18 protein-coding genes and 2 pseudogenes are annotated in these 20,462 nt (G+C 58.1%); 16 read left to right on the plus strand and 4 right to left on the minus strand.

Annotated elements, in window-relative coordinates:
- The first annotated feature begins 12 nt into the window (after nt 1–12).
- From SULPSESMR1_RS21750 to SULPSESMR1_RS21765, 4 genes are all read left to right on the plus strand, one after another.
- Nucleotides 13–1,299 (plus strand): Zn-dependent hydrolase, encoded by a 1,287-nt coding sequence (locus SULPSESMR1_RS21750; protein WP_089423157.1) that lies wholly within the window; start codon nt 13–15, stop codon nt 1,297–1,299.
- 43 nt (nt 1,300–1,342) lie between these two features.
- Complete coding sequence (locus SULPSESMR1_RS21755; RefSeq protein WP_157729092.1) at nt 1,343–2,704, plus strand: amidase; 1,362 nt, start codon at nt 1,343–1,345, stop codon at nt 2,702–2,704.
- Nucleotides 2,705–2,807: 103 nt separating this feature from the next.
- Nucleotides 2,808–3,659 (plus strand): phosphotransferase family protein, encoded by an 852-nt coding sequence (locus SULPSESMR1_RS21760; protein ID WP_157729093.1) that lies wholly within the window; start codon nt 2,808–2,810, stop codon nt 3,657–3,659.
- On the plus strand, nt 3,659–4,573 hold the full coding sequence (locus SULPSESMR1_RS21765) for a choline kinase family protein (protein ID WP_089423160.1): 915 nt from the start codon (nt 3,659–3,661) through the stop codon (nt 4,571–4,573). Before SULPSESMR1_RS21760 ends, SULPSESMR1_RS21765 begins: the two co-directional genes overlap by 1 nt.
- 316 nt (nt 4,574–4,889) lie before the next feature.
- On the opposite strand, the gene SULPSESMR1_RS21770 is transcribed toward SULPSESMR1_RS21765, so the two are convergent.
- On the minus strand, nt 4,890–7,187 hold the full coding sequence (locus tag SULPSESMR1_RS21770) for a DUF3604 domain-containing protein (protein WP_089423161.1): 2,298 nt from the start codon (nt 7,185–7,187) through the stop codon (nt 4,890–4,892).
- Between the two features lie 262 nt (nt 7,188–7,449).
- On the opposite strand from SULPSESMR1_RS21770, the gene SULPSESMR1_RS21775 reads away from it, so the two are divergent.
- From SULPSESMR1_RS21775 to SULPSESMR1_RS21790, 4 genes are read left to right on the plus strand one after another with little or no spacing between them, the layout of a single operon-like run.
- On the plus strand, nt 7,450–8,382 hold the full coding sequence (locus SULPSESMR1_RS21775; RefSeq protein ID WP_157729094.1) for a tripartite tricarboxylate transporter substrate binding protein: 933 nt from the start codon (nt 7,450–7,452) through the stop codon (nt 8,380–8,382).
- The gene (locus tag SULPSESMR1_RS21780; protein WP_089423163.1) at nt 8,379–8,852 is read left to right on the plus strand and encodes a tripartite tricarboxylate transporter TctB family protein; all 474 of its coding nucleotides are present in this window, start codon (nt 8,379–8,381) and stop codon (nt 8,850–8,852) included. Before SULPSESMR1_RS21775 ends, SULPSESMR1_RS21780 begins: the two co-directional genes overlap by 4 nt.
- A 7-nt stretch (nt 8,853–8,859) precedes the next feature.
- The gene (locus SULPSESMR1_RS21785; RefSeq protein WP_089423164.1) at nt 8,860–10,365 is read left to right on the plus strand and encodes a tripartite tricarboxylate transporter permease; all 1,506 of its coding nucleotides are present in this window, start codon (nt 8,860–8,862) and stop codon (nt 10,363–10,365) included.
- Nucleotides 10,362–11,141: a GntR family transcriptional regulator gene (locus tag SULPSESMR1_RS21790; protein WP_089423165.1), complete on the plus strand. Its 780-nt coding sequence runs from the start codon at nt 10,362–10,364 to the stop codon at nt 11,139–11,141. Before SULPSESMR1_RS21785 ends, SULPSESMR1_RS21790 begins: the two co-directional genes overlap by 4 nt.
- 77 nt (nt 11,142–11,218) lie before the next feature.
- Here SULPSESMR1_RS21790 and SULPSESMR1_RS21795 read toward each other — a convergent pair.
- From SULPSESMR1_RS21795 to SULPSESMR1_RS21800, 3 genes and pseudogenes are all read right to left on the minus strand, one after another.
- Nucleotides 11,219–11,536, minus strand: a pseudogene (locus tag SULPSESMR1_RS21795) (IS110 family transposase); the annotation flags it as partial.
- Nucleotides 11,537–11,919: 383 nt separating this feature from the next.
- A complete protein-coding gene (locus SULPSESMR1_RS25765; RefSeq protein ID WP_275888363.1) occupies nt 11,920–12,054 on the minus strand; it encodes a hypothetical protein in 135 nt (44 codons plus the stop codon).
- 254 nt (nt 12,055–12,308) lie between these two features.
- The gene (locus tag SULPSESMR1_RS21800; protein WP_089423166.1) at nt 12,309–12,593 is read right to left on the minus strand and encodes a Dabb family protein; all 285 of its coding nucleotides are present in this window, start codon (nt 12,591–12,593) and stop codon (nt 12,309–12,311) included.
- A 288-nt stretch (nt 12,594–12,881) separates the two neighbouring features.
- Between SULPSESMR1_RS21800 and nadA the strand changes: the two genes are divergently transcribed.
- The 8 genes and pseudogenes from nadA to dcm all read left to right on the plus strand — a co-directional run bounded on the left by nadA (nt 12,882) and on the right by dcm (nt 20,440).
- Nucleotides 12,882–13,934 (plus strand): quinolinate synthase NadA, encoded by a 1,053-nt coding sequence (nadA, locus tag SULPSESMR1_RS21810; protein WP_089423168.1) that lies wholly within the window; start codon nt 12,882–12,884, stop codon nt 13,932–13,934.
- Nucleotides 13,935–13,938: 4 nt separating this feature from the next.
- Entirely contained in the window at nt 13,939–15,501 is a 1,563-nt protein-coding gene (locus SULPSESMR1_RS21815) for an L-aspartate oxidase (protein ID WP_089423169.1), read from the plus strand.
- Nucleotides 15,498–16,346, plus strand: a complete 849-nt coding sequence (gene nadC / locus SULPSESMR1_RS21820; protein WP_089423170.1) for a carboxylating nicotinate-nucleotide diphosphorylase — start codon at nt 15,498–15,500, stop codon at nt 16,344–16,346. The genes SULPSESMR1_RS21815 and nadC overlap by 4 nt, the downstream gene beginning before the upstream one ends.
- A gap of 104 nt (nt 16,347–16,450) precedes the next feature.
- A complete protein-coding gene (panB, locus tag SULPSESMR1_RS21825; RefSeq protein WP_089423171.1) occupies nt 16,451–17,278 on the plus strand; it encodes a 3-methyl-2-oxobutanoate hydroxymethyltransferase in 828 nt (275 codons plus the stop codon).
- Nucleotides 17,275–18,162 (plus strand): pantoate--beta-alanine ligase, encoded by an 888-nt coding sequence (gene panC, locus SULPSESMR1_RS21830; protein ID WP_089423172.1) that lies wholly within the window; start codon nt 17,275–17,277, stop codon nt 18,160–18,162. The genes panB and panC overlap by 4 nt, the downstream gene beginning before the upstream one ends.
- Before the next feature lie 182 nt (nt 18,163–18,344).
- Nucleotides 18,345–18,764: a tyrosine-type recombinase/integrase gene (locus SULPSESMR1_RS21835; RefSeq protein ID WP_114284729.1), complete on the plus strand. Its 420-nt coding sequence runs from the start codon at nt 18,345–18,347 to the stop codon at nt 18,762–18,764.
- A gap of 41 nt (nt 18,765–18,805) precedes the next feature.
- Nucleotides 18,806–19,043, plus strand: a pseudogene (locus SULPSESMR1_RS25115) (integrase core domain-containing protein); the annotation flags it as partial.
- Nucleotides 19,044–19,210: 167 nt separating this feature from the next.
- Complete coding sequence (dcm, locus tag SULPSESMR1_RS21845) at nt 19,211–20,440, plus strand: DNA (cytosine-5-)-methyltransferase (protein WP_240311394.1); 1,230 nt, start codon at nt 19,211–19,213, stop codon at nt 20,438–20,440.
- The last annotated feature ends 22 nt before the right edge of the window (nt 20,441–20,462 follow it).

The following is a 20,462-nucleotide window of genomic DNA, read 5'->3' on the forward strand; positions in this document are numbered from 1 at the left end:
AAGAGAGAACCAATGTCAAATCTGAACGGCTTTGCCGCCATTGATTCTGATTACCTGGAATACCTGATGACCAAAGTGTCCGAGTTCGGGGCAACACCGGATGGGGGCGTGGATCGACCCGCGCTGACTGATGCCCATGCCGGAGCGCGGAACTGGTTCAAGGGCGAGTTGTCCGAACGCGGCTACACCGTAAAGGTCGACGCCATCGGCAATCTTTTCGGCCAGATCGAACTGGCGGGGCCGGATGCGCCGCTGATCATGCTCGGCTCACACATCGACAGTCAGCCCTTGGGGGGTCGGTTTGATGGCGCCTATGGTGTGATGTGCGCGCTGGCGGCGATCGAAAGCTATCGTGCGCGATGCAAGACCGAGGGTATCACACCGCAATGCAATTTTGTGGTTGCCGACTGGATGAACGAAGAAGGCGCGCGGTTCCAGCCGTCCCTTCTTGGGTCTTCAGTATTCTCGCATGAAAACACCCTAGAGTTTGCACTGACCCGCAAAGATCGCGAAGGCCGCACCGTGGCCGAAGAGCTTGCACGCACAGGCTACGCCGGAACAGACGCCGCCCCCGAACCCACGGCCTATCTGGAGATCCACGTCGAAGGGGGGCCGGTGCTGGAACGCGAGGGCCTGTCCGTCGCCCCGCAGGTTCGTCACTGGGGCGCACTGAAGGTAAAGATCGAAGTGACGGGGCATCAGGCCCATACCGGCCCAACCCCAATGGAAGAACGCAAAGACGCTGTTCTGGGTGCAGCCTATGTCATCGCCGAGGTCAAACGCCTGGCCGACACAGCGGCTGACACGCTGTATACCTCCGTAGCGCGCGTGGATGTTTCGCCCAATTCGCCCAATATCGTGCCGGAAAAGGCCATCCTGTTCTGTGAGTTACGCTCTCCCGAACAGGACATGCTGGATTGGTCCGAAGCCGCTCTCAAGGCTGCGCTGCCAGAGTTGATGGCAAAGGCTGGCGTAGTCGGAGAAATCGTCTCGATTGATCGCCGTCCGGCAGGGCGTTTCGATGGGCGATTGATCCGGCTGGTAGAACTTGCGGCCGATGCCCATGGCTACAAACGGACCGAACTGGATACCGTAGGAGGCCACGACGCGGTGACAATCAACCGGCGTATCCCCGCGATTGTCTTTGTCGTCCCCAGCGTAAACGGCGTGATCCATCGGTATGACGAATTTACCAAGCCCGAGGATTTGGTCAAAGGCGGCGACGTTCTGACAGACATGGTCCGGCGCATTGACGCCGCCGGAGGCGATCTCGACAAGGCGGCGGCAGTCAACACATGAGCGTTTTGCCCACCCGGGAAGGGTTGAATAAATGAGCTGGAGAATGACTGCGACCGAGCTTGTCGAAGCCTTTGCGGAGGGTACACTTTCGCCGGTCGAGACGATTCAATCTGTGTTTGATCGTGCAGACGATGTGAACCCCAGCATCAATGCCTTGTTTGATCTGCGTTACGAGGGATCGCTGGCTGCCGCCAAAGCTTCTGAGGCGCGGTGGCGGACGGGCCAACCGGTCGGCCCACTAGACGGTGTACCGGTTCTTATCAAGGACAGCGTTGCAGAGGCTGGGCACCCCTATTGGCGGGGAACCAAGGCTAGGGTAGGCAGCCCGTTCCCGGCCGAAGATTCACCTCCGGTTGCCCGGTTGAAAGAGGCCGGAGCCATCCTGTTTGCCAAGACAACGATGCCGGATTTCGGTCTGCTTGCGTCCGGGATAAGTTCTGCACACGGCGTCACGCGCAATCCGTGGAACCTTGCCATGAACACCGGCGGGTCTTCCAGCGGGGCTGGTGCGGCAATTGCATCTGGTATCGGACCCCTGGCAATCGGAACAGACCTTGGCGGATCGGTACGCCTGCCCGCGGCGCAAAACGGGCTTTTCGCGATGAAGCCGGGACGCGGTGTCGTGCCACATCTGCCTTACAGCGAGGCGCGCGTGGCAGGGCCGATGACCCGCACTGTCGCAGATGCAGCGTTGATGCTTTCTGTTTTGGCCCAGCCCGATTCCCGCGCAAGCGAACCGGGGGCACTATTGCCTGCATCTGTCGCTCCCTTTCCGGTCAAGGGGTTGAAGATCGGCTTGCTGACCTCGATGGGTTTTGGCCCAACGGTTGAGCCGGAAATGCAGAAATTAGTGTCAAATGCGGCGCGCGCGCTTGAGGCTGAAGGTGCAGATATCTTACCACTGGTGGCACCCTTCGATACCGACGTTTTTGCATGCCTCGACACCTATTTTTCGGTCAAGGCCGCCATTGAGCGCGACGAACTTCCCGAAGGCAAACGGCATGAGACATTAGACTTCATCACGCGGTACTGCGACGGGGGCGATGCCGTAACCGCCAAGGTTTACCTGAACACGATCGCCGCCATCGAGCGTGCCCGAGAGCGTTACCTGGCAGTCATCAACACCTGTGATTTCGTTCTTTCACCGGTGTTGCCAATGGTGGGCTTTGCGGCAGATGTCGCCGGTCCAGATCCAGATCAGACCTCAGCCCATGTTTCGTTTGCCGCAATGGCAAACCAGACCGGTTTGCCAGCGGTAAGTATCTTCTGCGGCTTCTCCGAACAGGGCCTACCTGTAGGCATGCATATCGTTGCAGGTCATGGGCAAGAGGCCGCGCTCCTTGGTCTTTCGTCGACCTACGAAGCCATGCGCCCCAATCCGGGCTTTCCGCCCGCATTTGAATGAGGATGACACAATGAATACGATACTGCGCCATGACGCCGCCCTCACCGAACGCTGGCCCGATGGTTACGAAAAACTGGCAGAGGTTCCGGGCATTGCCATGCCCATGCACATGGCTCTGGATTCATATGCCGCCGTTGTAAAACATGGGTCTACAACTGTATTTTCCAAGGCGTTTCACACTGGAGCATTGGCGCCCTACACTTTTGCCGGAGCCGCCGAGGCGGCGGAACGGGCAGGTAAAATAGGGATCGGTCCAAAGCTTGTTTTGACCGATGTCACCAATCAGGTGCTGGTTTTCGATTTTCTCGGGGACGACTGGCGGATGGCAATGGTCTCCGATCTTCAGACCGGCCCATTCCGCGAGGCAGTGGTTGCCGCCAAACGCTCTTGGCACAAGCAACCTGCTCTCCAGACCACAATCTCTCCAATCGCTGTCGCCGAATTTCTGGCGGCACGACTTGAGCCAAAACTTGATCAGGGCACGCTGGTTTTCAAAGGCGGCTTGTCTTTTGCCACGATGCAGGCGGTGGTTGAAAAGATCGGCCAAGCCCTTGCCGCAACAGGTGCGGATCTGTGCCCGGTTCATGGCGAGAACACAGCGTCAAATGTAATGATCAATCCAAACGGCAGTGTGAGGCTGCTTGACTTCGACCGTGCCGTAATGGCCGATCCATGGTGGGACATCGGCGCGCTGTCGCTTGAACTTTGCCGTACCGAACAGGAACGGATGGAACTGGTTGAAATCTATGCGGGCCAATCCAATTCCAAGCTTCTGGCACGCATGAAGCTCTACACCTTGATTGATGACTTCATTTGGGCCTGTTGGGCGCTTCTTGCGGATGATGGTCCCGAAACCTCGGGGCCCGAGCTCTACAAATATGCCAATAATCGACTTATCCGTTTTGGATATCACCATGAGGTCTTTGATATTCCATCACTTTTAGGAGAAATTTGATGCAGGAACTGATTGGAATTGACGAGGCGATTTCCCGCGTATCGCCACTGGCAGGACGAAATGTCCGCCCAGAGCGGATCACCTCCGGGATAACCAACATCAACTGGCGCATCATTGACGAAGACACCGGTGAGATCTTTTTTCTGAAAATTCACGGGGCGGGAACCGAAGGATTCCTTGATCGCCCGGTCGCTTACGATGCCGCACTGAAAGTTGCCGAAAGCGGAGTTGGCCCGGCAATGCTGTTTTATGACCCGGAGGCGGGAATCGAAATGCATGAATTCCTGCACGGGTTCCGCAGCTGTGGTGTGCGTGACACGCAGGATCCTGTAATCCGACAGAACATATTGACCGGCTACAAAACCGTGCACTCACAGCATGTTCTATCTGGTACGAAAACCGGATTTGATCAGCTTGACCAGCACCTGACACACCTGCGCGAAATGAACGCCGACCTGCCTGCAGACATGGAATCCATGCTCGACGAAGTCGCAAAGGTAAAACGCGCTGTAGAGGCCGCAGGCATGGATATTGTTGCCTGTTACAATGATGGATACATCTCCAATTACATGGTCAACGATCGCTCCGAAGTGAAGATAATCGATTGGGAATATGCTGCAAACAATGACCCTTATTGGGATATTGCCATGTTCTGCTTTGAATCATGCTTCTTTAGACCCAAAGACATTTCAAGCATTCTAGAGATGTATGACGGCGTTGCTCGGCCTGAACTGGTGGCCAGAGTTGCGTTGTATGTGGGGGCAGCAAGCCTCACATGGGGATGCTGGGCCACCTACCAAAAATTCATGTCATCAATCCCGTTCGATTTCGGAAAATATGCCGATCTTCTGTTTATGCGGGCGCGGCTCGCAATGACGCCGGATCGTTGGAATGCCGCATTGAGTGCCGTTTAAGTGGGATCCAGCTTTTGGGTTGATCCCCTTGGGCTGCCCATGCCGGGCGGCGCAAACTCACCGCACATGTGATCGGCCCCTTTCTGGCGGAATGCACGGAAGCTTTTTGCGAGATCTTTGTCATACATATCACGCGGCGGTGTTGTCACATTAAGGGGGAGTGAGAAGACAACGACCTGAATGGGCAAAACGATCAAACATAGGCTTGGGATGCTTAACTTGCCGGTTAAGTCTATTAACTCCGCTGGCCTCATGCAGCGCATGCCCCGACACAATTTTTAGAGACCCGCCGCCCAATCGCAGCGGCGGAAAGGGGTCAATCCCGGTGGAGATAGATCGGAGAGGTCCAAGCCTGATTACCATCTTCGAGATTGACGCAAAGCCAGACCGGCGTATCGCCTGTCGCGGCGATCTCCACCTCGGCGTCGAAGCCGGCACTGCGCTGCAGCGGCGCATCGGGAAGCCGTTGGGCCACCAGCCTGCGCGCCAGTCCGCCAGCCTCCATAACGACCGGACTGACACCCATGGACGTCGGGTCAAGGGACAGTGTGCCGTGGTTCGTCTCGACTGTCAGGGTCGGCGTCTCACCCTTTAACCACAAGTCGCAGCCCATCCGATTTCCGGTAGTGATCGTGTTGAAGATGACGCTGTTTGAGCCAACCTGTTGCAACGGCTGCTCAGGATTCAGGCGGTTCACTGGGGCGAATTCTGCGATCTTGCCACCAGCAACTTGCGCTCGGCCTTGCCAGCGCGTGTTGCGCCCTCGGCCACGATATTCGGCGCCGGACCACATCAGCCGCAGCCGGCTGCCCAGGTCTTTGTCGCCAAAGCCGCGCCAGAGCGTCACCACATCGGTAGCCGAACGCAGTTCGATGCTCTCGATCCCGCAGGGTGCCTCGACGGCGACAGAGACCCGCGCCGAAGCGCCGTTGCTGCGGACAATATCGCCCATCGTGCAACGGGTGACCTCTTCGGTGGTGCCATCGGGCTGCGCGATGGGGTTGCGGTGATACAGCGTGCCGCCTTCGGGCAGCGTGGCCTCGATGTCGATTGCCACGCGCGGGCCGGAGGTGCCATAGGTGTGGCGGCGACGGATCGCCTCGAAGACAGTGTCTCGCGTGTTCTCTTCCATCAGGAAGCAAGTCAGTCCGCCATAGGCCCCAAAGAACGAAGCTCCCGGATAGGACGCGCCGGGACGGCCCTTATGCCCATCCGAGTTTGCGACAACGCCAACACGGCGTCGGATCGGGAAGCCATCGGTCAGAACCCATTCAAAGCTGCCCCAGGCCGAATGGACCTCGACCGCGGCTTCCAACGTCGGATCATGATCGAAGAAGATATTGGCATAACGACCACCGACATGGGCGTACATCACTGAGTCCACCGGCTCTGCGTGCAGCTTTTCGTAGAGATCGGTCAAAGTGTGCGCATCGGCATCAAGGTCGTCATGCTCTGCCACCAGTGCATGCGAGCAGCGATAGATGCTTGCGCCTTCGTCGCGGAAAAAGACGTTGTGATCGCCACCCACTGCGGTGTTGCCGGACCATTCATAGCCGGGAAGCACCGTGAAGATGCCAGGCTCGTTTACCTGCGCGGTGAGCTGGTTCAATTTTTCCCAAAAGGCAGGCTTGATCTGAAAGTCGTTCGCCTGATGCGAGGTCACGTCCAAGAAGGACTTGTTACGAGCAAAATCGAAATAATGCTCGATCGAATTGGTTCCGACCGTCTCACCGGTCTGACCATGCAGGTCGCCCCAATAATGCGCGATGCCCTCGCGGATCTGCAGCGGCCCCGCTTCGACCACATGGCCCTGGTCAGAGGTCAGCTTCAAGGTCAGCAGACCGGTCTCTCGCACACTCAGGCCCTCAAGGCGCAGCGCGCCACTTTCCGGGGAAAAGTCGATCAACTCTGGCAGGCCCTCCACGGCAAGAGTGCTTTCGACTGTGAAACGGATTGGCCCCTGATCGGTCGGGTTGCCCCACAGGTCTTCGGCCTTCAGGCCCAGCACGAATGGCTCACCCGGGCGGCGGCGTGTCGGCAGCACGGCACGGTAGCGGTGCAAGGGGCCTGCGCCAACGGTGAGTTCAAGACGCGTGTCGGGCAGCGGGATAAAGTTGCCGGTTGCTTGCACGTCCGCCAGAACCCGGAACACGCGCGCGCCCTCATAAAAGGTCGACATCAGCATGCCCGGCGAGCCTTGCGAGGTGTCACCCAGCGTGATCTCGATGGTCTCGCCCGGATTCAGGTAGCCGCCGCGCTGATAGATCGTGAGCGTTTCGTTCCAGGGCCGCTGGCCACCATTACGGTCGTATTTCAGCATCAACTGACCGTCACCCGAGGACCGTGCCGTGACATAGTTGGCCGCCGTTGGATCGCTGGTCTGTAGCGCGCCCGCATCAGAGATCAGCCGGAACGCCACACGGATCGCGCCGGTGTCGTCCAGCCCGAGCTTACCGGTGGTGTAAGTGATCTTGAAACTCTGATAGCTGCGGACTTCGACATGGGACGGGCCGTCCATGACTGCCGTACCAAAAAGAGCGGGATCTGTGCCGGGAACCGTCTGCAAGCGGGATTCTCCGATCATCTCTGGATCGACGTTGCGTTTGATTGTCATGGGGGGCTCCTTACAACTCTTACCGCACACCTTGCAAAACTATATTGTAAAGGAAACCTGAAATTTTCTGAAGAAACCAGATTCGGCAGAATATGCATAGATTTCACAACTAAACTTCGTTTTTTGCCTAAAAATTATGCATATATTTCTCGCATGGCGGGCGAAACGCTGTATTTTCGCCAAAATCAAAGAGAATACTTGCCTGCTGGACGGACCACACGGCACAAAACTACATAGTATAAATCAAACCAACAGGATCCTCATGTTTTACAGCTTCTTCAAAGCGGCCTCTGTTGCGGTCGCCCTCGCGCTTCCGGGCGTTGCACTTGCAGCCGATTACCCCACGAAACCGATCACCCTCATAGTCCCCTACCAGGCCGGTGGTTCTGTCGAGACGATGGGACGCGTCTTTGCCGATGCGCTCGGCAACGAACTGGGCGGCAAGGTCCTTGTAAAAGCCCAGCCCGGTGCCGGCGGCAAGATTGGCACCACAGCGACAGCGAACGCCGCCGCCGACGGATATACGATTGCGTTGATCCCGGATTCGACAATTCTCTGGCCCGCGATTGCCGAAGATGTCAGCTATAATCTGGACAGCTTCACGCCGATGGTGACGGTCGCCTTGCTGCAACAGGCGCTTGTCACTTCAAAGAAATCCGGGATCGAGACCTTCGAAGACCTGGTCGCGGCTTCTAAGGCCGGCAAGCTCAGCTACGCCGACCAAAATTCGATTTCGCGCGCATACGTCGATTACATCGCCGCGCAGGAAGGTCTTGATTGGGTCGCGGTGCCCACCAAGGGCGGCGGTGAAATGGTGCCGTTCCTGCTGGGTGGTAAGATCGACTTTGCCTGGTCCGGCGGCGTTCATAACCGTTACCTTGACGATATGAACGTCGTCCTCGGAATGATCGCCACGCCGCTCCAGATGACACCCGACGTACCGACAATTCAATCCAGATACGGAATTGCCATGCCTACCGGCACTACCATCTGGGCACCTGCGGGCCTGCCGGAGGAATTAAAAGACAAGCTCATCAAAGCGAGCATTGCGGCTGCGCAGTCCGAGGCTTTCACCTCGCTGCTCAATGACAAGCTGGGCTTTCCTGCTGCCGCGATCAGCGGAGACGCACTGACCCAGACGCTGAACGAGGTCAACGAAAGCCTCGTCAAGGTGTACGAGACAACCAAGAAATGAGTTCGTCTGAACATATCCGGGGCGCCACCGGGCGCCTCGACTTCCTGATCGGGGTGGTCGCCGCGGTTGGCGCACTGCTGGTGATCTTCTGGCTGATCCCGTCTCAGATCGAGATCACGTCCCGGTCAGGACAACTTTCCGCGCGGGTGTTCCCAAGTCTCTCTGCCGGGATTGTCGGGCTGTTTGGCCTCGCGCTGATGATCAAGAACCGTCACCACGCCCTCAAGCCGGCACCCCATGCCGGCCCACGCATCCTGATCGAGACACTTGCCTGGCTGGTCTGGGCGGGTGCGGCGCTCCTGCTCCTGTCGACAGCCGGTTTCATCGTGGCCGGTGCCTTGTCCAGCTTTGCTGCCATGCTGCTTGCCGGCCAGCGCCATCGTCTGCTCTGGTGCGCCATGGCATCCATCCTGCTGCCTGTCGCCATCCAGCAGCTTGCCTGGCACGCCTTCTATATCCAGCTACCCTGAGGCCTCCATGCTTGATCTGATCCTGAACGCCTTCGCCGCCGCGCTTGATCCTATGAACCTGATGTTCATCGCATTCGGGATATTTCTGGGCATCGTGATCGGTGTATTGCCCGGTCTCGGCAGCGTCACCGCCATGGCGGTGTTGATCCCGCTGACCTTCTATATGTCGCCCTTGGCTGCCATCGCGTTTCTCGTGGGCGTCAACAAGGGGGGCACATCCGGAGGCGCAATTCCGGCAATCCTGCTGAATTCCCCCGGCTCGCACGAGGCCGCCGCGACCGCTTGGGACGGCTATCCGATGGCCCAACGCGGCGAAGCCTTTCGCGCGATGAAGTACGCGCTTTTTTCCTCGGTCACCGGCGACACAATCTCGGACGTTCTGCTGATCCTCCTCGTGGTCCCTTTCGCAAGCTTTGCGCTGCAGTTCGGTCCCGTGGAATATACTGCCGTGCTGTTGTTTTCCTTTGCACTGATCGCAGGCATTGCCGGTGACAGCCCGCTGAAAAGCGGCATGGCCATTTTCATCGGCATCTTCCTGGCCACGATCGGCCTGGACCCGGTATCGTCGTCCCAGCGCCTAACTTTTGGCCGGATCGAACTGTATGACGGTCTGTCGCTCTCGGCACTGGCCATCGGCGCACTGGCACTCGGCTCGGTGGTGATGCAGATTTCCGACCTGGCCACCGGCCGGATCGAGGATGAGTTCGCGAAAAACCAGTCTGACACGCCCGAAGGCCGCAAGCTACCTGCGCGGGAATTCTTCTCGCACTGGCGGACGTTGATCCGTGGCGCATTGACGGGTTCTCTTGTCGGTATGCTGCCGGGTCTTGGCGTGACGCTGGCCTCGTTCCTATCCTACTCCGCCGCGAAGCGCGCGTCTAAGACGCCCGAAGCTTTCGGCAAGGGAACGCCAGAGGGGATCGTCGCCACGGAAAGCGCCAACAGCGCCGTAGTTGGCTCTAACCTGATCCCGACCATTGCCCTTGGCATCCCGGGCAATATCGCCGCAGCGCTGCTGATCGGGGCCCTGGTGATGCATGGCGTGGTGCCCGGCCCCTTCATGTTGCAAATGCATGGTGATCTGATCTACGGGCTTTTCGCTTCGATGATCCTGGCGAACCTGTTCCATCTTGTCATCGGTCGTGCAGGCCTGTCTGTCTGGGTGCAATTCGCCCGTATCCCACGCCGTCTGATCCTGCCGCCCGTGCTCATGTTCTGCATCTTCGGGATTTATCTGCCGTCACAATCGCTGTGGGACGTCGGCGTCATGCTGGTCTTTGCTGGGATCGGTGTGCTGTTCACCCGTGCCGGAATCTCGGTTGTCTGTACCGTTATCGGCTTTCTCCTCGGCGAGATGTTCGAAACCTCTCTGCGTCAGTCGCTGCAGCTTTATCAGGTCGACGGGCTGTCTATGTTGGCAAGCCCTGTAGCGGCAGTATTCCTGCTGCTTGCGATTGGGGTGGTGATCCGTGCAGTCTGGCGCGGGACCGCCAAGCGAAAGAAGATTGCATGAATCATCGCGACACAGTGCTGGAGCTGCACGAAGATATCTGCGGCCTCCTGCTGCGCCGACTAGAGCAGGAACGGACCCGCAATCCGCGCGAGACCAAGCGCAGCGCGCTGCGCCTAGTTCTGATGTCGGCCATCCGCGACGGCACATTCAGACCCGGAGACCGGCTGCCACCCGAAACCGAGATGGCCAGCCGGCTGTCGCTGGCACCGGGCACGGTGCAAAACGCCCTTGGCCAGTTGCAGGATCTCGGTCTGATCGTACGGCGCCGGGGCGATGGAACCCGCGTGGCCGATTCCGAGCCGATGGGGCCGAACATCTGGCATTTTCGGTTTGGCGTGAAGGCGACCGGTAGACCACTGCGGATCACCTCCACCCGGATCGAGGTTCTGCGGACCAACGACACTGGCGCTTGGACCCATCATCTTGGCGAGGGTCCGTACAACCTGATCCGCCGTCAGCTGAGCGGCGACGGCGTGCATGTCGGAGCTGAAATGTACCTGCCCGCCAGCCTGTTGAACATTGAGGCCATCGAGCTGAGCGAACTGGAGGGAGTGAACCTGCGCACGCATCTCGAGGGTATGCTGGGCAAGCGGACACAGAAACCGGAAACCCGTGTCGGTGCCATGGCCCTGTCCCTGCGCCATGCGGCGATGTTCGACCTGACCCCAGACATGCCCGTGCTCCACATCGAAGCGCGGACGATGTTGAATGACGGCACACCGTTTTACTTTCAGAACATCTACGGCCCATCCGAGCTTCTGACGCTGGAGTTCTGATACTCCGCTGAGACCCTCTTGCGGTTCCGGGCGCAGCAGAGGCGCGTCCGCGGCGTGGTCGGGACCAGCTTGGAGGGCATGGTTGGTCGTGATGCCGCTTCAACGATGGCTTCGGCGTCTGCAACATCGTTCTTTTGTCGTTTAACGAACGGTTTCACATAGTTTGGCGCAATCAATCGCACGGTATGTCCAAGCTTCTCAAACTCTCGGCCCCAGCTGTGCGCAGTCGCACACGCCTCCATCGCAACGACGCAGGTCGATTGTTGGCTCATAAACGCAAGAAGCTGAATACGTGTCAGTTTTTTGCGAAAAACAACCGCTCCAATCGCGCAAGCCCCGTGAAGTTGAAACACACGCTTTGCAAGGTCTATGCCGATCATGGCGACTTCTGACATGGATACTCTCCCTTTGTTGATGCTTTCTGAAACACCACAGGGGCACATTACGATGCCAGTTGGTCGGGGGCATCCACGCCATCAACAAAGGAGACTGACCATGGGACTGAAACGGACGGACGCATTCCGCAAGGACGCTGAGCGGCACCCGTCATAAATGCTTAAAATTTGAACACCCAAGAGCGCGTCCAATCTGGCTTCCCCAAGGTTGATTTTATCGACAGAGTTATCCTCACTTTCCGAGGATAACTCTTGGGCAGTAGATGGTGAAGTGCTTGCGGAGCATCGTCTAACACAAACAAGCCAATTTTATGTCAGCTATAAATTCGAAGTTTCTCGCAGATAAATCTCACCTGCGACCATGCCAACCTGCTCAAAATCTGTTAGCTCGGATAAAGCCGCGGCAAACTGCGCAGGCTCCGCAGCAAGAGGCTTTCTTGAATAATTTCCGGTGCAAGCGCTTCCATCGCGCTCACAGCACCGCGTTTCGTCAGTTCATGCAGAATAGCTTGTTTCATCGCAAGTCTCCCCATTGGGATTGCCCGGACAGTAGATGATTGGCACACCTATACCCACATACCGCATCAGATGAATGTAACAACGTGACCGCAAACCCGTAAGTTCGCCGATTCACAGAACGCGCTCGCTAAAAGAACACATCGCCCGCAAGCTGTTATAGAGCACGGCGCGTGCTGAGCAACCAGTTGCACTGCCGGCAACGGATTCGTGTCGCCTGCTTCATCGTGAAACTGCAAAATCGCGGCGAACGCCGTTACGCTTCGATATCCGCAGCAAATCTTAATTCGCGCAATGGACGCACCCGGCGGATGGATTCTTGATAGATATCATGTGCCTTGTAGGCATCGAGTGCTGCGGAATCCTCGAATTCACCGTAGACGACCACGTCGACGACTTGACTGATAGGGTCGGACTTGCGGTTCGCTGTCACTTCCAATTTCATGGCATGGGGGATCTCTTTCAGAATCGAAAGCCCCTCTAGAATGTCCTCAACGTCGCATTCAGATTTGGCTGTGAAAAAGACGATGTGCCGGATCAATTTACTTTATCCTTAGATGAAGGTGAGGGAAGGCGTGTTGCAGAGAATGCATCTCTTGCACTTCCTGCTTTCCAGAGGCAAGCGCAACGAACCCCTCCAAAAACTGCCTGAGCATCTCATACGTTGGCTTCAGAACAATCAGGCGCCGGATCAATCGGACTGTGGCATGGCAACCGGCTTGCCCTAACGTCACCCGCCCCCTAAACATCCTTCCACCGGAAATCTCCACGTTGCCGGCTCGACCGCTCCACCCAGAATGGACTGTAACAACCCGAGGATATTTGGCACTTGCTTGATCAGACCGCGCTGCGCACCGAACTTGCCAATCACTACGATCTTGCCCCGTCACCTGAGCTGGCGGCAGCACATGCCGAGATTTATGGCAAGATGGAACGGGTGATCTCGCCGCCCGACTGGGCAATATTCGCGCCTTATATTGTGGCGATCAATAAGCTGAAGAAACAGCGCAAAGCGGTGATCCTGGCCCACAATTACATGACGCCAGAGATCTTTCACGGCGTTGCCGACGTCGTGGGCGACAGCCTGCAGCTCGCGATCGAGGCGACAAAGGTCAAGGCGGATGTGATCGTGCAATGCGGTGTACATTTTATGGCCGAAACGTCGAAAGTACTGAACCCGTCCAAGACAGTGTTGATCCCCGATATGGAAGCAGGCTGTTCGCTGGCCGAAAGCATCACCGCGGAGGGCATCGCCCAGATGCGCGCACAGTATCCCGGTGCGCCTGTCGTCACCTATGTGAACACCACGGCAGAGGTGAAGGCCGCATCAGACATTTGTTGCACCTCGTCCAATGCCGCGCAGATCGTCGCTGCGCAGGAAAGTGACACGGTGATCATGACACCTGACAAATATCTGGCGCAAAACGTCGCCAGACAGGTACCACAGAAACGCATTGTCTGGTGGGATGGCGCCTGCATCGTGCATGAACGTTTCACCGCACAGGATCTGAATGACTTCCGCACATACAACCCCGACACGCATATCATCGCGCATCCAGAATGCCCGCCGGACGTCGTTGACGCCGCAGATTTCTCCGGATCAACCAGTGGCATCATCGCTTATGTTGAACGCGAACGCCCCGCGAAAGCAATGTTGGTAACCGAGTGCTCAATGGCCTCGAATATTTCTGACAGTCTGCCGGACGTAGACTTTGTAGGGCCATGCAACATGTGCCCTTACATGAAAAAGATCACATTGGAAAAAGTGCTCTGGTCATTGCACACGATGCAGGGAGCAGTCGAAGTGGATGCGAGCGTGGCAGACAAAGCGCGCGTCGCCGTACAGCGCATGATTGATCTGTCCCGGCAGTTGGCCTGCTAATCGCATGAAGCGTATCGACACGGGTCGCGTTGTCATCATCGGCGCGGGACTAGCAGCACACTATGCCGCACTGAACCTGGCACCGCGCCCGGTGTTGATGATCTCACCAGAACCGTTAGGCGAAGGTGCATCCTCTGCGTGGGCGCAGGGGGGAGTGGCCGCGGCGATGAACCCTGCGGACAGCGCCGCGGCCCATGCGCGCGACACGGTGCAAGCCGGTGCAGGCACAGTGGACGCGCAGGTGGCGCAGGCCGTAGCCGATGAAGCACGGACGCATATTCTGAATCTGACAGGACTTGGCACCCCCTTTGATCGGACACCTGAGGGTGGATACCTGATGTCGCGCGAGGCGGCCCATTCCTTTGCCCGTGTGGTGCGCGTTCGAGGCGATCAAGCCGGCGCTGAAATCATGCGCGCGCTCACCGCACAGGTGCGCGCGGCCGCTCATATCCAAGTCTTGGAAGGTATGATGGCCACCAGCCTTGAGGTGGCTAGCGGTACCGTGTGCGGCGTCGAGGTAGTACACTGCATGAACGGTTTGTCTGCGCCCTGTTTGATCCGCGGCGCTGCTGTATTGCTAGCGGGGGGCGGCTCTGGTGGATTGTATGCGTTAACGACCAATCCGCCTCGTGTGCGCGGTCAGGTGATTGGCATGGCCGCACGGGCAGGCGCGGTTATCGCCGATGCCGAATTCGTGCAGTTCCACCCCACAGCCATCGACTGCGGTCTGGACCCCGCGCCATTGGCCACCGAAGCACTGAGGGGCGAGGGGGCCATCCTGATCAACCGCCTAGGCATCCGGTTTATGCAAGATGCCCACCCTGACGCTGAACTTGCCCCGCGCGACATCGTGGCCCGTGCGGTCTTTGCCCAAACCCAAGCAGGTCTGGCCCCGGCGTTGGACACGCGGACGGCCTTGGGCAAACGGCTCTTGCGCGATTTCCCCGCTGTTGCGACGGCCTGCAAAAAAGCAGGGATGAACCCTCTGGTCTCTCCGATACCGGTAGCAGCAGCGGCACATTACCACATGGGTGGCATTGCGACAGATGCGGCGGGAAGGACATCGTTGGAAGGTCTTTGGGCATGTGGGGAAGTCGCGTCCACCGGATTGCACGGCGCAAACCGGCTGGCTTCGAACGGATTGCTCGAAGCATTGGTTTACGGGCGGCGTTGCGCAATGGATATCGACGCCGCACTGGGCCCGGTAACGGGGCATCAAGCGGGGATATGTATGCCCGACATGCCTGCCGACGCGCTGCCGCGCGCTGACCTTGTGGCACAGTTACGCTACGCCATGACAAATGGCGCAGGCGTAATACGCACCGCGCGAGGGCTGCAAGACACCCTAAGCAACATCGCCCAGATTGAGGCGACACAGCCCGACTCGGTTCCGCTGTCAAATATGACCGCAACGGCCGCATTGATTACTGCCGCCGCGCTAGACCGCCGCGAAAGCCGTGGCGCGCATTTCCGATCCGACCATCCCGAAAGTGACGGCCCAACCGGCACGCGGTCTTTCCTCACTCTCACCGATGCGCGCGCTGATGTGCGACTGGAGACAACATGACACATACCCCCCTGCCCGACCTGATCCTTGAACCTTTGGTCCGTGCCGCACTGATGGAAGATCTTGGCACCTATGGCGACATCACCACGCGTACCGTGATCCCCGCTGACACACGCTATACCGCGCGCCTGAATGCACGCGCAGACGGTATGGCGTCAGGCCTACAGATTGCGGCACTGGCGTTCCGGCTGATTGACTCGGATCTGAAGGTCACGGCCCACAAGAGCGACGGCGACAGTATCGCGTCAGGTGATATGCTGATGGAAATTGAGGGCCGCGCCGCATCTATCCTTTCGGCGGAGCGGGTGGCCCTAAACTTTGCCGGGCGCCTTTCGGGCATCGCCACATTGACAGCCGACTTTGTGGCGCAAGCAAAAGGCACTGCGACGCGCATCACCTGTACCCGCAAAACCACCCCAGGTTTACGACTGGTCGAAAAGCAGGCCGTGATACACGGCGGTGGGTTCAATCACCGGTTTTCCCTCTCGGATGCGATCATGATCAAGGACAACCACATTGCCGCAGCAGGCGGTATCCGGTCTGTATTGCAAGCCGTAAAGGCACAAGCGTCGCACATGGTCAGAACCGAAATTGAAGTCGACCGGCTCGACCAGTTAGAAGAGGTGCTGGACGAAGGCGGCGCGGATGTGGTCCTGCTCGATAATATGGACACGCCTGCCCTGCGTGACGCTGTCAAAATAAATGCCGGTCGTCTGGTGCTCGAAGCGTCGGGCAACATGGGCATCGACCGCATCGCAGAGGTCGCAGCCACTGGCGTCGATTACATATCATCTGGTGCGCTGACACATTCTGCTCAGACCCTCGACATCGGCCTTGACTTCTAATCTGACGAAAACAGGAACTGTTAACGCAATAATATTACGCTGCGCTTGCAAAGCGTCCATGAATTCCTTAGGCGGCTTACCTGACGTAAAACTGGGGAATCTGAATGAGCCGACCCGCACAGAACAAAGCTCTGAACGCCGCCGATATTCTCGCCCGCAAGGGGGCAGCGCCATTGGTTTGTTTGACCGCCTATACCACGCCGGTTGCAAAGCTCGCAGATGAACACTGCGATCTCGTTCTAGTGGGCGACAGTGTGGGGATGGTGCTGCACGGTCTGACCTCAACGCTCGACGTCACAATGGAAATGATGACCTTGCACGGGCGTGCGGTGGCACGGGGCACCGAACGGGCATTAATGGTGATCGACATGCCCTTTGGCAGCTACGAAGAAAGCCCGGCCCAGGCTTTTCGCAACGCCGCACGACTGATGGCAGACACAGGCGCCGGAGCAGTCAAGCTGGAAGGCGGGCGGCACATGGCCGATACGATCCGGTTTTTGACCGAACGCGGCATACCGGTGATGGCACATATTGGGCTGACCCCGCAGGCGGTAAATGCCATTGGTGGTTACAAGGTACAAGGCCGTGGAACAGATGCTGCGCGTATTCGCGATGATGCCCAAGCCGTGGCCGATGCCGGTGCGTTTTCGGTGGTTCTGGAAAAGGTGCCCGCTGCTTTGGCCGATGACATAACCGCCCGGATTGCAATCCCAACGGTCGGTATCGGCGCGTCGGCTGGTTGCGACGGCCAGATCCTCGTGATCGACGATATGCTGGGCCTGTTCGACGCCTTCAAGCCGAAGTTCGTCAAGCGCTATGCCCATCTGGCCGCTGATGCGTCCGCTGCCATCGAAACCTATGCTGCCGAAGTCCGCGCGCGCAGCTTTCCCGCCGCCGAGCACGTATTCACTGACCAAGGAACCGCCTCATGAAAATCATCCGTCGGAAATCAGACCTGCAGGCTCTGACAGGCAACTGGCGCAGGGCGGGGGAAACGATTGGTGTTGTTCTAACAATGGGCGCCCTGCATGATGGACACCTTAGCCTGGTCAAGGCCGCCCACAGCCGCGCCGACCGCGTGATTGTGACGATCTTCGTCAACCCGCGTCAGTTCAACAACCCCGAAGACCTCGCAAAATATCCCAAAACCGAAGAAAGTGACGCCCGCATCCTCGGTCCACTTGATGTTGACGTGCTCTATGTGCCCGAGCCTGAGGAGATTTACCCCACTGGCTTTTCCACGACGATTTCCGTGTCCGGTGTCAGCGACGGGCTGTGTGGCGGTGACCGGCCTGGTCATTTCGACGGCGTGGCGACTGTCGTGACCAAGTTGCTGTTACAGACCGATGCAGATTGTACGTTCTTCGGAGAGAAGGATTACCAGCAGCTTCAGGTGGTCCGCCGCGTCGTTGCCGATCTTGATTTGAAAACCGAGATTGTCGCCTGCCCCACTGTCCGTGAAGACGATGGCCTTGCCATGTCTTCACGCAATCTTCGGCTTGGTTCGGAAGCACGTCAGATGGCTCCGGTGATCGGGCGCGTGCTTAAAAGCGCAGCCAACGTGATCCGTCAGGGCGGGAACGTCGCGCTGGCGCTTGAGACCGCCCGTCAGGCATTGCTCGTCGCTGGCTTTGACGCGGTGGACTATTTTGAATTGCGCAGTGATTCCGACCTACTGACATTGACGACCGCGGACCAGCCCGCGCGCCTGTTCGTTGCCGCTTGGCTGAACGGGGTTCGATTGATTGACAATATGCCGGTAGCAACGGAACGTTCCGCCCAGAAAGTTGCAGCAAAATTAGTCGAACCAGTCTGATTTTTATCAAAGGTGACGTTCCGGTTGAGGCCGTGGCTCTCACGTAGCGGGCCTGTAAGATCGTAACGAAAGCTGAGAGATGAATGACCCTCAAATCGTACTTTGCCTAGCGCGAAGACCGGAACAACGCCCTGTCCTCCCCGTTCGCCGACGTCCGTATCTCGGTGAGGATCCCGCGTCGCTTGCCGCGCCCCATCGATCGAGACATCCTCAGAGCGGTTCTTCAAGCCAGTGAAGGCCCCATCGCTGCGCGGTCGAAATCGGGCGCAGACGACGCTAAGCCAGCCTCGCAAAACGATGTCACGATCCTGATCGTTAAGCTGCTGATCGTAACCGGACTGCGGATCAGTGAACTGACAAACCTGAAGGTCCGCGATGTCTCGCAGGACGGAAGCCAGACCCTCGTCCGGGGCAAAGGCAACAAGAAGCGGATCGTCTTTGTGCAGAACCATGAATTGCAGGAGGAGTTCGGCGAGATGGAAGTGTCGGATGCCAAGAAGCTGAAGGCGCTGGAGGCCGAGAATGCCAAGCTGAAGAAATTGCTGGCCGAGCAGATGATGGATGTGTCGACGTTGAAGGAAATGCTGGGAAAAAACTTCTGAGGCCCGGTGCGCGGCGGTGTGCCGTGGATTGGGCCATGACACAGAAGGGATATCCCTGCATGGTTGTCTCTGACAACGACGGAGCTGACTTCCAACGCCATCCTGAAATGGCAGGAGGACCGCAAGGTCGACTGGCATTACATCGCGCCAGGCAAGCCGATGCAGAATGGCTTCGTTGAAAGCTTCAACGGTCGCATGCGCGATGAATTGCTAAACGAGCACCTGTTCGACAGCTTGCGCCATGCCCGCAATTTAGTGGCGGCATCGGGACATGATCATTGGATAGCAGTCATTTCGCCGCTAACGCCACATTAGAACAAAATATGAACAAGTGGCAAAAGGGGTTTCCAAACGCGCTGGGACGGATTATGACATATTGTCAATAACCGACACAAAACAGGGGCAGGCACATGAACGCGCATCCACGGACAGAATTTGCAGAATTGATGGAGCGCGCCGGTCTCGACATCGACACGGCGGCAGAGCTTCTGGATGTAAACGCCCGGACAGTCCGGCGTCATATCAACGGCGAAGGCAAGCGGATCGACCGGCTCCGACTGGAGAAGCTGCGCCAGACAGCGGATGCGCGCTGCACGGGCGAGCGCCCGGAGGGTTTCCGCTTCATCGACCTCTTTGCGGGTATCGGAGGCCTACGCCTGCCTTTCGAGGCTATCGGGGGGCGGTGTGTCTTCACTGCGGAGTGGGACCGGTTCAGCCGCGAGACCTACAGCGCCAATTTCCCAGAGCCTGCCAACAGTGAACATATCTTTGCGGAAGACGTGCGCCCCTATGCGAACGCTCCGGAAAAAATCCCTGCCCATGATGTGCTTCTGGCCGGTTTTCCCTGTCAGCCGTTCTCTATCGCGGGCGTCAGCAAGAAAAACGCCCTTGGCCGTCCGCATGGTTTCCTCTGCGATACGCAAGGGACGCTTTTCTATGATCTGGCCAAGATTATCGACCATCACAAACCGCCAGCATTCCTTCTGGAGAACGTGAAGAACCTTGAGCGCCATGACGGCGGCAAGACCTTTGCCACGATCATCCATGTGCTGGAGAAGGAGCTGGGTTATCGCGTATTCCACAAGGTGATCAGTTCGACGCCTTGGGTGCCACAGAAGCGCGAGCGCATCTTCATCGTCGGCTTCAGGGATCACAGCATCGAGTTCGACTTCGGTCAGCTTTCCGTGCCTGAAGGTGACGGCCCGAAGCTGGGTTCGATCCTCGATAAAGAGATTGATCCAAAATACACGCTTACGGAAAACCTGTGGAACTACCTTCAGGGCTACAAGGAAAAGCACAGGAAGGCCGGTAATGGCTTCGGGTTTTCGCTCTTTGGCCCCAAGGACGTAGCCCGCACCCTTTCTGCCCGCTACTACAAGGACGGCTCCGAAATCCTGATCGAGCAGAAGGGCGACCGCCCGCGCCGTCTGACACCGCGTGAATGCGCGCGCCTGATGGGATTCGAGAAGCCCGGACAGACGGACTGGAAGATCCCCGTTTCCGACACGCAGGGCTATCGCCAGTTCGGCAATGCGGTTGTTGTGCCGGTTGTGAACGCGGTCGCGCGGCTCATGCAGCCGCGCATCATGGATGCAATGGAACTGGATGGGCGAGAAGTGCCAGCCACGATGCAGGTTCAGCTTCCCCTGCCCGAACCCGGTATCGCAGCCGAGTAATGCCTGCCGATACTGTCACAGC

Source organism: Pseudosulfitobacter pseudonitzschiae, from assembly GCF_002222635.1.
In the GTDB taxonomy this organism is placed as follows: domain Bacteria; phylum Pseudomonadota; class Alphaproteobacteria; order Rhodobacterales; family Rhodobacteraceae; genus Pseudosulfitobacter; species Pseudosulfitobacter pseudonitzschiae_A.